The 15248-nt window shown below is 67.4% G+C and carries 12 protein-coding genes and 2 pseudogenes; 11 read left to right on the top strand and 3 right to left on the bottom strand.

Features of this window, described 5'->3' with window-relative positions:
- The first annotated feature begins 2 nt into the window (after positions 1-2).
- A complete protein-coding gene (locus NQK35_RS01620; RefSeq protein WP_009212071.1) occupies positions 3-1052 on the top strand; it encodes a lipoate--protein ligase family protein in 1050 nt (349 codons plus the stop codon).
- 82 nt (positions 1053-1134) lie between these two features.
- Here NQK35_RS01620 and NQK35_RS01625 read toward each other — a convergent pair whose 3' ends face one another.
- Together NQK35_RS01625 and NQK35_RS01630 are read right to left on the bottom strand one after the other, a co-directional pair.
- Positions 1135-1755: a MarC family protein gene (locus tag NQK35_RS01625; RefSeq protein WP_257114367.1), complete on the bottom strand. Its 621-nt coding sequence runs from the start codon at positions 1753-1755 to the stop codon at positions 1135-1137.
- Positions 1756-1798: 43 nt separating this feature from the next.
- Positions 1799-2500: a YggS family pyridoxal phosphate-dependent enzyme gene (locus tag NQK35_RS01630; RefSeq protein ID WP_009212069.1), complete on the bottom strand. Its 702-nt coding sequence runs from the start codon at positions 2498-2500 to the stop codon at positions 1799-1801.
- 115 nt (positions 2501-2615) lie between these two features.
- On the opposite strand from NQK35_RS01630, the gene NQK35_RS01635 reads away from it, so the two are divergent.
- The 6 genes from NQK35_RS01635 to NQK35_RS01660 all read left to right on the top strand — a co-directional run bounded on the left by NQK35_RS01635 (position 2616) and on the right by NQK35_RS01660 (position 6939).
- On the top strand, positions 2616-3005 hold the full coding sequence (locus tag NQK35_RS01635) for a YccF domain-containing protein (protein ID WP_034230957.1): 390 nt from the start codon (positions 2616-2618) through the stop codon (positions 3003-3005).
- Positions 3006-3024: 19 nt separating this feature from the next.
- The gene (ybaK, locus tag NQK35_RS01640; RefSeq protein ID WP_009212067.1) at positions 3025-3537 is read left to right on the top strand and encodes a Cys-tRNA(Pro) deacylase; all 513 of its coding nucleotides are present in this window, start codon (positions 3025-3027) and stop codon (positions 3535-3537) included.
- Positions 3538-4245: 708 nt separating this feature from the next.
- Positions 4246-4959 (top strand): Pr6Pr family membrane protein, encoded by a 714-nt coding sequence (locus NQK35_RS01645; RefSeq protein WP_257114369.1) that lies wholly within the window; start codon positions 4246-4248, stop codon positions 4957-4959.
- 144 nt (positions 4960-5103) lie between these two features.
- The gene (locus NQK35_RS01650; protein WP_048742203.1) at positions 5104-5667 is read left to right on the top strand and encodes an NAD(P)H-dependent oxidoreductase; all 564 of its coding nucleotides are present in this window, start codon (positions 5104-5106) and stop codon (positions 5665-5667) included.
- A gap of 59 nt (positions 5668-5726) precedes the next feature.
- Positions 5727-6161, top strand: coding sequence for a bleomycin resistance protein (locus NQK35_RS01655; protein WP_257114370.1), 435 nt, complete (start codon positions 5727-5729; stop codon positions 6159-6161).
- Between the two features lie 43 nt (positions 6162-6204).
- A complete protein-coding gene (locus NQK35_RS01660) occupies positions 6205-6939 on the top strand; it encodes a Pr6Pr family membrane protein (protein ID WP_426693606.1) in 735 nt (244 codons plus the stop codon).
- Positions 6940-7559: 620 nt separating this feature from the next.
- Here NQK35_RS01660 and NQK35_RS01665 read toward each other — a convergent pair.
- Positions 7560-10316: pseudogene (locus NQK35_RS01665) on the bottom strand (DEAD/DEAH box helicase).
- A 185-nt stretch (positions 10317-10501) separates the two neighbouring features.
- On the opposite strand from NQK35_RS01665, the gene NQK35_RS01670 reads away from it, so the two are divergent.
- The 4 genes and pseudogenes from NQK35_RS01670 to NQK35_RS01685 all read left to right on the top strand — a co-directional run bounded on the left by NQK35_RS01670 (position 10502) and on the right by NQK35_RS01685 (position 15204).
- Positions 10502-11980, top strand: coding sequence for an alanine/glycine:cation symporter family protein (locus NQK35_RS01670; RefSeq protein WP_257114372.1), 1479 nt, complete (start codon positions 10502-10504; stop codon positions 11978-11980).
- Positions 11981-12092: 112 nt separating this feature from the next.
- Positions 12093-12860: a fumarylacetoacetate hydrolase family protein gene (locus NQK35_RS01675; protein WP_257114373.1), complete on the top strand. Its 768-nt coding sequence runs from the start codon at positions 12093-12095 to the stop codon at positions 12858-12860.
- Positions 12861-13023: 163 nt separating this feature from the next.
- Positions 13024-14410 (top strand): annotated as a pseudogene (locus NQK35_RS01680) (purine-cytosine permease family protein).
- On the top strand, positions 14407-15204 hold the full coding sequence (locus tag NQK35_RS01685) for a purine-nucleoside phosphorylase (protein WP_257114375.1): 798 nt from the start codon (positions 14407-14409) through the stop codon (positions 15202-15204). The pseudogene NQK35_RS01680 and the gene NQK35_RS01685 overlap by 4 nt, the downstream one beginning before the upstream one ends.
- Positions 15205-15248: the final 44 nt, after the last annotated feature.

Consider the following 15248-nt stretch of genomic DNA (forward strand, 5'->3'; position numbering starts at 1 on the left):
GCATGCATGGAGAGTACAAAGTCCCCGGAGGCAAGCTCGTCGTCGTCGACACCGACGTGGAGGAAGACCGCCTTGCGCGCGTGAGCGTGTCGGGCGACTTCTTCCTCGACCCCGACGACGCGCTCACCCGGATCACCGCGTCCCTCGAAGGGGCCCCGGCCTCGTCGAGCGCCAAGGAACTGGCCGCGCGCGTGGAGGCCGCCCTCCACGAGGGCGACACCCTCATGGGCGTGACCCCCGAGGCCGTCGGCATCGCCGTGCGGCGGGCACTCGGCGCGGCCCTGTCGTGGGACGACATCGACTTCGAGGTGATCCACGGCCCCGTCGTTGACCCGATGATCAACGTCGCCATGGACGAAACCCTGGTTGAGGATGTGGCCGCGGGGCGCCGCAAGCCCTTCATGCGCCTGTGGGAGTGGAACGGCCCGCAGGTCGTCATCGGCTCCTTCCAGTCCTACCAAAACGAAATCCAGCAGGGCGGGGTGGAGCGCTACGGCATCACCGTCTCGCGGCGCGTCACCGGCGGCGGGGCCATGTTCATGGAGCCCGGTAACTGCATCACGTACTCCCTCGTGATTCCCACCGCCCTCGTGGAGGGGATGAGCTTCGAGCAGGCCTATCCATACCTGGACCAGTGGGTCATGGAGGTTCTCGACAAGCTGGGCATCAAGGCCAGGTACGTGCCCCTCAACGACATCGCCTCGGAGGCGGGCAAGATCGGCGGCGCCGCCCAGAAGCGTTGGGCCAGCGGCTACATGGTCCACCACGTGACGATGGCCTACGACATCGACGCCATCAAGATGAACGAGGTGCTGCGCATCGGCATGGAGAAGATTCGGGACAAGGGCACCCGCAGCGCCGTTAAGCGCGTGGATCCGATGCGCTCCCAGACCGGTCTTCCCCGCGAGGAGATCCTCCAGGCGTTCTTTGACCACTTCAAGGAGAAGTACAACGCGAGCGTCGGCACCATCACCGAGGAGGACTTGAGGGTCGCTCGCGAGCGCTGCGAGACTAAGTTCGCGCGCCCCGAGTGGGTGCACCGCATCCCCTGACCGCTCTACCGTCCGCCGTGGGCGTGCCTGTTTTCGCCCGCTTCGGTCCTCGTTCCTTGACGAGGCCGGGGCGGGTTTGCGCTCAGAAGAGCTGGAGCGCGCGCACCCCGTGGATGACGAGTTCGACGCCGATGACGAGGATAAGGAAGCCCATGATGCGTACGATCGCGCCGACGCCGCTAGCTCCCAGCCTGTCGATCCAGGGCGTGGCGTAACGCAGCAGCAGCGCGATGGCGGCGGCCGTCACCGCGATTCCAAGGACGATGCCGACGTGAAAGCCGATGGCCGTGTTTCGGGCGGCCAGCGCGATGACAACGCCGATCGATCCGGGGCCAGCGATGAGGGGCAGCGCCATGGGGGAGAAGGAGACGTCCGCCTTGGTCGTCGCGTGCTGGTCCTCCTCATTGGTGGAGCGGCGCTTGTTTTCCAGCATCGAGAAACCCGAGTGTGCGACGACGAGGCCGCCGGCGATCTGGAGGGAGGGCAGGTCGAAGCCGAAGAAACGCATGATGAGCGAGCCGCTGACCGCGAAGACCGCCAAGATGGCGAACACGTAGACGCCGGTCTTCCAGGCCTGGGATCGCACCGCCGCGGGGGTGCTGCCTGCGGTGAGGCCCGCGAAGCCGGCGAGAGCACCGATCGGGTTGGTGATCGGGGCGAGCGCCAGGATCGCTGCGGACATTCCGGCGAGAACGGTCGTCATGGGGTCAATCCTAGCCGGTGCGCTCGGGCAGCAGTGAGCGGTCTCACCGCAGACGGCGCTCCCCGAAAACGGCCGTGCCCAGGCGCACGATCGTCGCGCCCTCGGCGATGGCCCACTCCAAGTCACGGCTCATCCCCATCGACAGCTCCAGGGCTTCCTCGCCGACACCAAGTTCGCGGGCGGCCTCGCCTCGGATCGTGCGCAGGCGAGCGTAGGCGGCGCGCACGTCGGCCTCAACAGGGGAGTTCAGGCCAACCGTCATGAAGCCCGCGAGCTGCAGGTGGGCCGAGGCCTCGACCGCGTTGATCAGTGCGGCGACGTCGGAGGGGGCGCAGCCGTGCTTCGTGGCCTCACCCGACACGTTGACCTCAACGAAGACCGGGAGGCGCACACTTGCGCGCGCGTCGATCTTCGCCGCCAGGGCGGGGGAGTCAAGGGACTCGATCGCGTCCACGCAGGACAGGGCGTGGTTGATCTTGTTGGACTGAAGCGGGCCGATCAGGTGGACGCGGGCGCCGGGAACCTCCCGGATCGCGTCCACCGTGGATCGGGCCTCCTGTACGCGGTTGTGGCCGAGCAAGATGGGCAAACCCGCGTCACGCAGTGCAGTGGCGGCGGCGCGGCACTCCTCGGGGGTGCGCGTCTTGACCGCCAGCTCCAGGGTGACCGAATCGGTGCGTCCGCACGCGGATGTGGCGTGATCGATGCGGTCGCGGGCGGCGGCGATGGCGTCGGGAATACTCATGACGTCATGGTACGTGGCCCCAGCTTTCGGGGTTGAATCAGGGGCCGGTCAGGGACGGTCGGAGGCACGGTCGTGGCACACTGGAGTGTTCACCATTCGACGAAAGGACACGGTTGTGAAGACCCTGCTCAACATCATCTGGTTCTTCTTCGGCGGCCTGCCGCTCTTCCTCGGCTACCTGCTGGCCGGTCTCATCTCCTGCATCTTCATCGTCACGATCCCTGCGGGACTGGCCTGCTTCCGCATCGCCGGATACGTGCTGTGGCCCTTCGGCAAGCGGGTCATCGACAAGCCTGGCGCGGGGGCGGGATCGGCCCTCATGAACATCGTCTGGTTCGTCGTGGCTGGGCTGTGGCTCGCCATCGGGCACGTGACCACCGCCGCCGCGCAGGCCGTGACCATCGTTGGCATCCCGCTGGCCATCGCGAACCTCAAGATGATCCCGATCACCTGCTTCCCCTTTGGCAAGGCCGTCATCGACGACCCGACCGCATCCATCCTCTGACGCGCCCTACACTGGGGTCATGGCTCGTAAACACAGCAAGGATCACGGCGGTGGCCCCACCCGCGCCATCGAGGCGCTCACGGCGGCCGGCGTTGCTTTTACCGTTCACGAGTACGAGCACGACCCGGCCGCCCGGGCATTTGGCGAGGAAACCGTTGAAAAACTGGGGATCGACCCCACCCAGGCCTTTAAGACGCTCATGGTGCGCCTGGAGCCCACCGGCGAGTTCGTCGTCGGCTGCGTGCCCGCGCTGGCCCACCTGTCCATGAAGCTGATCGCCAAGGCCGCCGGTGCCAAGAGCGCGGCCATGGCCGACCCAGCGGTCGCACAGCGCCGCACCGGCTACGTCGTGGGCGGCATCAGCCCGCTCGGGCAGACCACGCCTCACCGCCTGTTCATCGATTCCTCGTGCCTGGACCACGAGACGATCATCATCTCGGGCGGGCGCCGCGGCCTGAGCGTCGAGCTGAGCCCCCTCGACCTCGTCGAGCTCGCCGGCGCCCAGGTGACGGACCTGGCGGCGCGCGGCTGAGACAAGCGCGGGGCGCACCCAGTCGATGCCGGGGCCGACGGACCTGGCGGCGCGCGGCTGAGACCGTTGGGCCCCTGCGGGTGGTGTGATGTCCGGGTTGGTGTAACCGGGACCGCCCCTGCGGAACGCGGTGCTTGGGTTGGTGTAACCGGGACCGCCCCTGCGTGGCGTTTTTTGGCGTATTTGAGGGTTTTTCGCGGAGCTGGGGTGGTCTGGGTTTCACGGGGGTGTCTGATCTGTGGGTGGAAGAGGTGGTGAGATCGCCAGATGTAACCGGGACCACCCCTGCGTGGGGTGTTGGTGGTGGTGATGTAACCGGGACCGCCCCTGCGGGGCGTTTTTTGGCGTATTTGAGGGTTTTTCGCGGAGCTGGGGTGGTCTGGGTTTCATGAAGGGACTGAATGGTGGCTGCGGGGGTGGTCTGGGTTTCACGAGGGGAATGAACGGTGGTTGCGGGGGTGGTCTGGGTTTCACGAGGTGACGGATCGGTGCCAGGGGGCCACCTGGTATGCCGAGAAAAGCGGGGGCAGTCCGTTTGCCTGCTTTGGCTCCGGGCAAGAAGCTTCCCCACGCGCAGCCGGGTCACCCTCGTGCGGGCAGGCGCATCGCCGCGGCCGGGGAAACCCGCCCGATCACGTCTGCCTCGCACGAGACCTACACGTGGACACTCATTGAGGCAGCGCCACGGTTGTGACATCATCGGCAGCGATGAACGTGACTGAACTGAGCCGCCGCGGGCGCGCCGCCTACTGGGTGGTCGCCGCCCTCGCCTGGGCGGGCGTCGCCTCGACCATCATCATCAGCACGCTGGGCGGGTATGCCCCGCCGACCTACGTCGAGGAGGGACTCTTCGCGGGAGCCGCCCACGGCTGGTCGGGCGCGCCCCAGCGCCTGGCCGATTGCCTGTCCTACTTCACCGAGCTGTCCAACATCATCGTCGCTCTCATCTCGACGATGCTGGCTCGACGCGGCAGCGTGGGACGCTGGGGGAGAGCCACCCACCTGTGCTCCCTCATGATGATCACCGTGACCGCGATCGTCTACGCCACCCTCATCGGCCCCTACGAGGTCCTCTCCGGCTTCGCGCTCGTCACCAACCCGCTGCAGCACATTGTCGTCCCAGCCGCCTTCGTGGGAACTGCCGCGCTAGCGGGGCCGCGCGGCGGCATCACGTGGGGGACGCTGGGACGCGCCCTGTTGATCCCGGTCGCGTGGGTGGCATACACGCTCGTGCGCGGAGCGTTCACCCATCAGTACCCCTACGGTTTCGTTAACGTGTGGCGCATCGGCTACGCGCAGGTCGCCATCAACATCGCCGCGATCCTGATCGGCGCACTGCTCTTCATGGCCGTCTTTACCGGTATTGACTGGATAATTCGACAAACGGGTCGAACTGGCGCGAAAGGCTTCAACGGTGCCTAAAGGAGTGTCAGAATGCTCCTGTAAACAAGGGTTTTGTGATGGTGCGAGCGTCGCGGAGGATGGTCGAGAGCGATGATGGATCTGCGATATGTCCATCCGTAAAGTATTAATATAGACCACATGTCCGGCAGTGAAGGAGCCATCATGAAGATTCTCGTTATTCAAGGAAGTCCAGACGCAGCCAGCTACTCCCGCGAGCTGTCGCTCGCCTACGCCGAGGAGGCGCGCGCAGCGGGCAACGACGTTCGCATGATCGACCTTGCCACCGAGGACTTCGACCCGAACCTGCGATACGGGTACCGCAAGCACATGGAGGACGAAAGCGCCCCGCAGCGCTACCAGGAGCTGATCGCGTGGGCAGATCACCTCGTCTTCAGCTTCCCGATCTGGTGGTCGGCCGAACCGGCGATCCTCAAGGGATTCATCGATCGCACTTTCACGCCGCGCTTCGCATACCGATTCACTGACGGCAAAAGCGAGGCGAAGCTGACGGGCAAGACCGCGGCGCTGATCCTCACCTGCCGCGCGCCCGCTTTCTTCTACCGGATATACGGAGGCCCGATCACGCGCTGGAAGCGCATGGTCCTGGGCTTCGTCGGGATCCGCCTGACGGACACGTTCATCCTCGGCAAGATCGATCATCCGCAGGACAACCCGACCTACCGCGCCGAATTCGTCGAGAAGGTACGACGCTACGCCCGCCGCTGACCCGCTGCGCGGCAGCCCGCCCAGTCGCCCCCGCGCCCGGTGGCCGCTAGAGTAAGGCCATGATCAGCGAACCCGGGCTTGTTCCCGAACTTGCTGTTACCAACTACGAGGCATCGCGCCGCTTTTGGTGCGACCTCGTCGGCTTTTGCCTTCGATACGAGCGACCCGAGGAGGGCTTCGGATACCTCGTCTTGGGCAATGCGCACCTGATGCTCGACCAGATCAACCACGGGAGGACGTGGGCGACCGGCCCCCTTGAGCCACCGCTTGGTCGCGGGATCAACCTCGAGGTTCAGGTCGAAGATCTGGACGCCGCGTGGCGGTGCCTCACGCACGCGCAGTGGCCGATCTTCGTCGAACCCGAAGAACAGTGGTATCGGGCGGGCGAGCGCGAGATCGGCGTTCGGCAGTTCCTGGTCCAGGACCCCGACGGTTACCTTCTGCGCCTCCAGCAGGAGATCGGCGAGCGGCGAGCGCCCGCCGCGAGGGCGTGACGGCCTCGGCCGGGACGCGGGAGCAACCGCTACAGTGGGGCGGGTGACCAGCGCTATCTCCCCATCCCTTTCCCGGCGTGGCCGAGCCTCCTACGCGGCGGTCGCCGCCCTCGCCTGGGCGGGCGTCGCCTCGATGATCATCATCAGCACCCTTGGCGGGTACGCGCCGCCCACCTACTACGAGGAGGGACTCTTCGGGGGTGCCGCATACGGCTGGGCGGGTGCTCCCCAGCGCCTCGTCGAGTGCCTGTCCTATTTCACCGAGCTCTCCAACGTCATGGTCGCGCTCGTCTCTACAGTGCTGTCCCGCCGCGGGCGCGTCGGACGCTGGGGGAGGGCCGCCCACCTGTGCGCGCTCATGATGATCACCGTGACCGCGGTCGTTTACGCGGTTCTTATCGCCCCCACGGAGACCCTGTCGGGCTTTGCGCTGGTCGCTTACCCCCTCCAGCACATTGTCGTGCCGATCGCCTTCGTCGGAGTCGTCGCGCTCGCGGGGCCGCGCGGCGGCATCACGTGGGGGACACTGGGCCGCGCACTGCTGATCCCGGCCGTGTGGGTTGCCTACACGCTCGCGCGCGGCGCTCTGGTCCACCAGTACCCCTACGGTTTCGTCAACGTGTGGCGCATCGGCTACGCGCAGGTCGGGGTGAACATCGTCGCCATCCTCAGCGGGGCCCTGGTGTTCATGGGCTTCTTCGCGGCCATCGACTGGGCGATCCGTAGAACCACGCGAGCCGAGGCAATCTCCTCCGGGGACGGTGCCGAGGGCAGGTGACCTCACGCCGCGCGGTGTGGTGCGCGGCGTGGTTGCGGGGCGGGTATGCGCGGCGGCTGGGCCCGCCATCCTCAAAGGTTTCCTCGACCGCGCTGTCACCCCGCGCTTCGGCTGCCGATTTGCCGACTCCAAGAGCCAAGCAGTCTTGAAGGGTAAAACGGCTCGTCGCATTTGAGGCTACAGGAGTGGCGGCATGTTGTGGCTGCGGGTGCCCGATACGTTGCAATGCACCTGTTGGGTCGCGGTGCACCCGTTAGGTCGCAATGCACCCGATCGGAAGGGGTGTATTGCATACCGATCGGGTGCACCGCCAACAAGAACAACCGCGCGAGAGCGCGCGACAGTGCCAGCGCGTTGACCCGGTGCGTCGAGGCGCTCGCGTTTGGAGTGCGAGAGCGTCCTCAAGGAGGTGGGTCGCGCGACGCGCCTTACCTCCGCGGGGCGCGTCGTGGCCGCGGGGCGAGGTACCGCGCGCCAGCGTTCACCCACCGCATGTTCGCGTGCACGCCGCTAGTGGCCTAGCCACGCCCGCATCCAAGACGTCGGCGGGTGCCTCCCGGGCCTGTGGTGGCAGACCTACGACAGATGTGCGCGCGACCCCGGAGGTTGGAGCCGCAGCCCTACCGCGGAGCGACCGTGACAGTCGCGAGTGCAACCCGTCCGGCCTCGTCCGAGGCTCCCACGTCCACGAGGGCGACGATGCGCCAGTCCATGTCCTCCTCCGGGTCGAACAGGGTCTGCGTGGCCAGCCAAAACGTACCGGCCGCAGCCTGATCGACCGCGTCCGCGATCGCCTCGATGCGCGCCACCTGGGCGCGCTGGAACTCAGACGACACTGCAGCGGGGGCCAGCTCCAGCACATCCTCGCGGGTCGGGGCCTCGTTCAACGAACACAGCGACAGGGCACGCGCATGCTGGTCGATGCCGATCCACTCGTGCTCCGCCCAGTAGCGCTCGAGCACCGCGTCCCACTCGTCCTCGCCCCACGGGGCCACCACGGGGGTACGCGAGGCCTCGTCCAGGCGCGCCAAGGCCTCAACGTTGTCGCGGCTCATCGCCTCCACCCGCTCGAACAGCGCGCCACGGATCGCCGTGCGGAACGCGTGACGGTTCGCGCTGAAGGGAACGGTCCCGTCCTCGCGGGCGCCGAAGGCCAGCTCCGCGCCCTGCGTGCCATCCCCCTCGGACGCCGGGGAGAGGACATGACCCGTGGACATAGCCTCCCACTCGTCCAGCAGCGAGGAATCCACCGCGCGGATGAGCGCCGACAGCCAGGCGATAATCGAACGCAGCTCGTCCGTCATCAGCTCATCCGGCACGATCTGGCGCAGCGCGCGGTACGCGTCCGTCAGGTAGCGCAGCACGATGCCCTCGGAGCGGCCCACGTCGTAGCGCCCCACAATCCCCGTAAAGGTCAGCGCGTTCTCGATCATCTCGCGCACGACCGACTTCGGTGAAATCTCCTGATCCCCGATCCACGGATTCGCGCGCACATACACCGCGAAGGCATCCCCCAGGAGCGATGCCAGCGGCCGAGGCCACGTCACCTCCTCCAGGGCGGCCATCCTCTCCTCGTACTCCAACCCCTCGGCCTTCATCGCCGCCACGGCCTCGGCGCGCGCCGCCTTCTCCTGCGCGAACAGGAGCGGGCGCGGGTCCTCCAGGACCGACTCGATGACCGAGACGACGTCCAGGGCGAAGGTCGGCGACCCCGGGTCCAGGAGCTCCAGGGCCGCCAGCGCGAAGGGGGAGAGCGGCTGGTTGAGCGCGAAATCGTCCGGCAGGTCGGTGGCGGCGCGCAGGCGAGGCTCCCCCGAGGCCGAGGCCTGCGCAGAAGACACGTGCTCGACGACGCCCGCCTGCTTCATCGACGTGTAGATCTCGCCCAGGCGGCGCAGGTGCGGGTTGCGATCCGTGGGCGGATCATCGTTGTTGCGAGCTAGCCACACGAGGTGCTCGCCCGGGTCGCGCCCGGCGGCGGGTGCTCCCGCCAAGACGTTGAGGACCATCGCGTGAGTCATCTCGAAGCGGCTGGTCAGCTTCTCGGGGGCAGCCTCGACCAGGCGATCGAAGGTCGAGCGCGTCCAGGAGACCTCGCCCGCTTCCGGTCCCTTGCGCTTCTTCGCGGACTTCCTTGCCGCGCGCTTTGCCTCGCGCGCATCGCGGGCCGCCTCCTGAGCGGCGCTCAGGCGAGCGCGCTCGCGCGCGGATTCCACCTCGTGACTCGGGAGCCAGGACGCGCACGAAACCGACCGTGTCGAAGCCGGCGCGGCCCGCGCGGCCAGCGATCTGGTGGAACTCTCGCGCGCTCACGTGGCGCATGCGACGTCCGTCGTACTTGACGAGCGACGTCATGAGGACGGTGCGGATCGGCACGTTGATCCCCACCCCCAGAGTGTCCGTGCCGCACACGATCGGCAGCAGGCCCGCCTGCGTGAGGCGCTCGACCAGGCGGCGGTTTAGCGCGGCAGCATGCCCGCGTGGTGGACGCCGATGCCCTGCGCGAGCAGGGACTTGAGGGTCTGGCCGAACCCCTTTGTGAAGGATACGCCCGTCAGCTGGGCGCCGATCTCCTTCTTCTGGTCGGCGGAAATCAGCGAGGAACGATCAAAGGACTGTGCCGTCGCGACGGCGTCGCGCTGGGAGAAGTGCACGATGTAGACGGGCCAGCGGCCCTCGCCCAGCAGCCGCTCGACCGTATCGGGTAGGCGATCGACGACGTAGTCAAACTCGAGGGGAACGGGCCGCTTCGCGTCGTCGACGAGCGCCACGTCGCGTCCGGTGCGTTCCTTCCAGCTGCGCTCGAAATGCGAGGTATCGCCCAGCGTGGCGCTCATGGCGACCACCTGTGGGGCCGTCAGCTCCAGGAGCGGGACCTGCCACGCCCACCCGCGCTGGCGATCACCGTAGAAGTGGAACTCGTCCATGACGATCATGTCGGCGTCCAGGCTCGGTCCCTCGCGCAGCGACTGGTTTGCCAGGATCTCGGCCGTGCAGCAGATGATCGGGGCGTCGGCGTTGAGCGAGACGTCCCCGGTGACCATGCCGACGTTGTCAGCGCCGAAGAGAGACACCAGATCGAAGAACTTCTCCGACACGAGCGCCTTCAGGGGCGCCGTGTAGTAGGAGCGGCCCCCGTGGGCCATGGACGTAAAGTGCGCGGCCAGGGCGATCATTGACTTCCCGGAGCCCGTGGGGGTGGCCGCGATGACGTGGTTGCCCGCCAGGATCTCGACGAGAGCTTCCTCCTGGTGAGGGTAGAGCGGCCTGCCCGTCGAGGCAGCCCATGACGTGAAGGCCTCGTATAGGGCGTCGTCGTCTCCCAGCCGACCGGCGTCCTCCAGGTCGTCCAGGATCTCGTTCAGTGTCGCGCTCATGGTCTCATTGTCCCAGACGGCGCCCGGGCGCGCCCCGCCCGCGCCCGGGCGCGCGGCGAGACGAGGGATGCCCGGACAGACGGGCTGTGGCAAGATGAACGGTACCCATCAACGCGGGTCCGTCCCGCCAAGCGCGCGAGGCCGCGACGAACCCGGTCTCGTCCCTGAACCCACGGGAGGCACCAGTGGAAGAGATCGCCCAGATCGAGCAACAGATCGCCGACTGGATCACGATGCACCTGACGATCGTCATCCTCATCGGCGTGGGCGTGGTCCTCACCGTCATCTCTCGCGGCGTCCAGGTGCGCCTCTTCCCCGAGATGGTGCGCACGGTCCTCGGGTCTCGGCAGGGCGCCAAGGGAGGGATCTCCTCGTTCCAGGCCTTCGCGATCTCCCTGGCCGCGCGCGTCGGCGTCGGCAACGTCTTCGGCGTGGCGGCCGCCCTCATGTTCGGCGGCCCAGGCGCGATCTTCTGGATGTGGGTCGTGGCCCTGGTCGGCATGGCGACCGCGTTCTTCGAGGCGACGCTGGCGCAGATCTTCAAGGTGCGCCACGTTGATGGCTCCTACCGCGGCGGCCCGGCCTATTACATCAAGCGCGGCATGAAGAACCGCCTCCTCGCGAACGTGTTCGCCGTCATCACAGTGGTCACCTGCGGCATCGTCATCACCTCCGTGCAGTCCAACGCCATCGCCGGAACCCTGACGAGCGCCTTTGGTGAAGCCGCGAAGCAGCCCCTTCCGGGTGCCGGCGGCTTCTCGGCCGCGCAACTCACGGTCGCCGGCCTCATCTTCGTCTTCTCCGCGATGGTGATCTTCGGCGGCATCCGCACGGTCGCCCGCGTCACCGAGTGGATGGCCCCGATCATGGCGCTCGTCTACGTCGTCATGGTCGCCGTCATTTGCCTCATGAACCTCTCGCAGTTCGGCACTGTGCTCGCTCAGATCTTCTCCTCGGCCTTCTCCGCCGACGCTACCGTCGGCGGCCTGGGCGGCGGCATCATCGCGGCGATGATCAACGGCACTAAGCGCGGCCTCTTCTCCAACGAGGCAGGACAGGGAACCGCCCCGAACGCCGCAGCCACGGCAACCGTCTCGCACCCCGTGCGCCAGGGCCTCATCCAGTCTCTCGGCGTCTTCATCGACACGATCATCGTGTGCACGGCGACGGCGTTCGTCATCCTCATCGCGGGCCCCGCTGTGTGGTCTGGGGCGGACGTCAACCCCTCGAACCTGACGACGCTGGCCGTCGCCCACGAGCTGGGAGGATGGACGATCATCCCGATGGCGATCCTCATCTTCGTGCTCGCCTACTCCTCGGTCATCGCCGCCTACGTCTACTCCGATACGAACATGTCCTTCGTGTGTGGCGACGCCCCGTGGGCGACGTGGACGGTGCGCGTCGTGTGCGTCGCCTCCGCGACGGTCGGCGCGCTGCTCTCCCTCGACGTCGTGTGGAACGCGGTCGACATCGCGATGGCCGTCATGACGATCACCAACCTCGTCGCCCTGGTCTTCCTCGCCCGGTGGGTGCTGGGGGCGTTGCGCGACTACGAGGAACAGCGTCGGCGCGGCGTCGCCGAACCCGTCTTCGTGGGGGAGAAGAACCCGCTGCTCCCCGGCAACGTTCCCGGCCACGTCTGGAAGCGCGCGAAGAAGAAGTAACCCCGAACGGCAACGTCGGCGGGTGCGCCTGGCTCATCGCGAGCCCGGCGCACCCGCCGCATGCACGGGCGCAGCCTCCGCGCTCGGGGCGGGCGTGGGTTAGGCTACCGGCATGAGAATCGCACGTTTTTCCGATGGAACGAACCCCGTGTATGGCGCCCTGGAGGAGGGGTCAACGAGGATCGTGGGACTCAAGGGAGATCCGCTATTCTCGCCCGTGGAGCCTTCCGGCCAGATCTACGAGCTGGGCGAGGTGCGCCTGCTCTCCCCGGTGATCCCGCGCTCCAAGGTCGTGGGAATCGGCAACAACTACTCCGGCGCGCCCATCGCCGCCGACGAGCGGACGGAACCGCCAATCTTCCTGAAGGCCAACACCTGCGTGATCGGTCCGGACGACCCCATCGCGATCCCGCGGTGGTCGAACGACGTCGTCTTCGAGGGCGAGCTGGCGATCGTCATCAAGTCCCTGGCCAAGGACGTGAGCGTCGAGGACGCGCCGCAGATGATCCTCGGCTACACGATCGCCAACGATGCGACCGCCCACGACGCGATGACGGGCGGCCCCTGGTCGCGCGGCAAGTCTTTCGACTCGGCGTGCCCGCTGGGCCCGTGGATTACGGTCGACCCCGCCCTTGACGTCACCAACCTCGCGATCCGCTCCTACCTGAACGGCGAGATCGCTCAGGATAGCTCGACCGCGCACATGATCTGGAACCCCTTCGAGCTGGTTTCCTACGTGTCTCACCAGATGACGCTGCTGCCCGGCGACGTGATCGCCACGGGTGCGCCCGCGGGTGCGCAGGTCGTTCACGCCGGTGACCGCGTGGAGATTGAGATCGAGGGGATCGGGCGCCTGACGAACCCTGTCGTCCGAGCCTAATTGTGTGACCTGTGTGATAGGATTACGTCGTTCTGACAATATCTCTGTCGCATAGGAGCATACCGTGAGCGAACCCCAATCCTCGGGCGCATTGGCCGTCGAAATGGCGGGCCTGGACGTCATCCCCGAATCCGATCGCAAGGGCAGGCCCGCCGACCTCTTCATGCCGTGGTTCGCCGCAAACATCTCCGTCCTGGGGATCTCGTGGGGCTCGTGGGTGCTCGGATTCGGCCTGTCCCTGATCCAGGCCGTGGTGGTCTCGGTCGTGGGAGTGTCACTGTCCTTCCTGGTGTGCGGACTCATCGCGATCGCGGGTAAACGCGGTTCCGCGCCGACCCTGGTCCTCTCGCGCGCCCGCCTTCGGCTTCAACGGCAACAGGGTCTCGGCGGCCATCTCCTGGATCCTGACCGTGGGATGGGAGACCTTCCTGGCGATCATGGCGGTGCAGGCCACGGCCACCGTCATGGGAGCGATGGGCTTTACCAATCACGTGCTCGCCCAGGTGATTGCCCTCATCCTCGTCGTCGTCTTAGCGGCCGGTTCGGGCATTCTCGGTTTCGAGGCCATCATGAAGGTGCAGACGTGGATCACGTGGGCCACGGCGCTCCTGACGATCGTGTACCTCGTGCTGGTGGCGCCGACCATCGATGTCGCGGTTCTGTCCGCGCGTGAATCGGCTCCCGCCGCCGCTGTCCTGGGGGCCTGTTGCATGCTCCTCGTCGGATTTGGTTTCGGGTGGATCAACGCCGCGGCCGACTATTCGCGCTACCTCCCGCGTGCCGCCTCAACGCGGGGCGTGGTCGGGTGGACCACGCTGGGAGCGGCGCTGCCTACGGTCATCCTCGTGTTTTTCGGAATCCTCCTCGTCGGCTCGGCCGACGAATCTCTGTCCGAGGCGATCGGCTCCGATCCGATCGGAGCGCTCACGACGCTGCTGCCCACGTGGTTCCTCGTTCCCTTTGCGCTCGTCGCGATCCTGGGACTCATCGGCGGCATCGTCATGGACATCTACTCCTCCGGTCTGTCGCTGCTCGCCACGGGCGTGCCCGTCTCGCGGCCGGTGGCCACGGCCATTGACGGCACGATCATGACCGTGGGAACCATCGTTGTCGTGTTCTTCGCCGATTCTTTCCTGACCCCCTTCACCGCGTTCCTGACGACCCTCGGAGTCGTGATCGCCGCGTGGGGTGGCGTCATGCTCGCCGACATTGCGCTGCGCCGCAAGGACTACGACGAGCCCTCGCTCTTTACCCCGTCGGGCCGCTACGGCTCGGTCAACTGGGGGGCCGTCGCCTCCCTCCTCGTTGGCTCGCTGGTGGGCTGGGGCCTCGTCGTCAACGCGAACGCTTCCTGGCTCTCCTGGCAGGGCTACCTCCTGGGCCCCCTGGGCGGTCGCGACGGTGACTGGGCGGGCGCCAACATCGGTATCCTCCTGGCCATGGTCGTGGGATTCGTGGGCTACTGGGCGACCAGCGTCGGCCGCGTGCGCGCGCAGGAGAAACTCGAGTCACGCACCTACGCGCAGGGTGCGGAAGGCGACGAGCGGTGAGCGTCGACCCGCGCTTTGCGGCGGCTCTCGTGGACGAGGAGGCGCTGGTCGGCTCGCGCTCTCTCACCGAGCTCATGGGACGTCCCGACGCGCTCGTTGTCCTCGGGTCGGGCTTGGCCGACGCCCTCGACGAGGCGTGGGGAACCCCCGTGGCCACCGCGTCCCTGGAAGAGATCCCCGGCGTTCTTCCTCCCGTTGCCGACGGGCACGGCGGGCAGCTGCGCGCCTATGAGCGCGACGGGGGAGCGGTCCTCGTGGCGACGGGGCGCACCCACCTCTACGAGGGAGTGGGAGCGCGGGCCGTGACCGCCCTTGCCCGCGCCGCCGCTCGCGCCGGGATCAGCCGAGCGGTGCTGACGAACGCGAACGGATGCCTGCGGCAGTGGAGGCTCGGCGACGTCATGGCGATCACCGATCACGTGAACCTGTCGGGCTCCTCTCCCTTCGACGGCCCCCTTTTCCTGGACGTGTCGGCGGTCTGGGATCGGCCGATGACGGACGCGCTGCGCGGGGTCTGCCAGCGGGAGGGCGTCTACGCGATCCTGCGCGGACCCGAGTACCAGACCCCGGCCGAAACCCGGATCCTTGCGGGCCTGGGCGTGGACTGCGTGGGCATGTCCACGGTCATGGAGGCGCTCACCCTGAACGCCCTGGGGGTGCGCGTGGCCGGAATGTCCGTCGTCTCCGACTTGTCCTTCGCTAACGCGCCCACGGATCCGGCGGCCGTCGTCAAGGCCGCGTCCTCGGCGCGAGCAACGGTTGTCGCCGGGATCGAAGCCGCCCTGCGTGCCTGATGCGTCGGGCGTGGCGCCATCTCCCGAGGCCGCGGCGCGAGCCC

It is taken from the genome of Schaalia odontolytica (assembly GCF_024584435.1).
Classification (GTDB): domain Bacteria; phylum Actinomycetota; class Actinomycetes; order Actinomycetales; family Actinomycetaceae; genus Pauljensenia.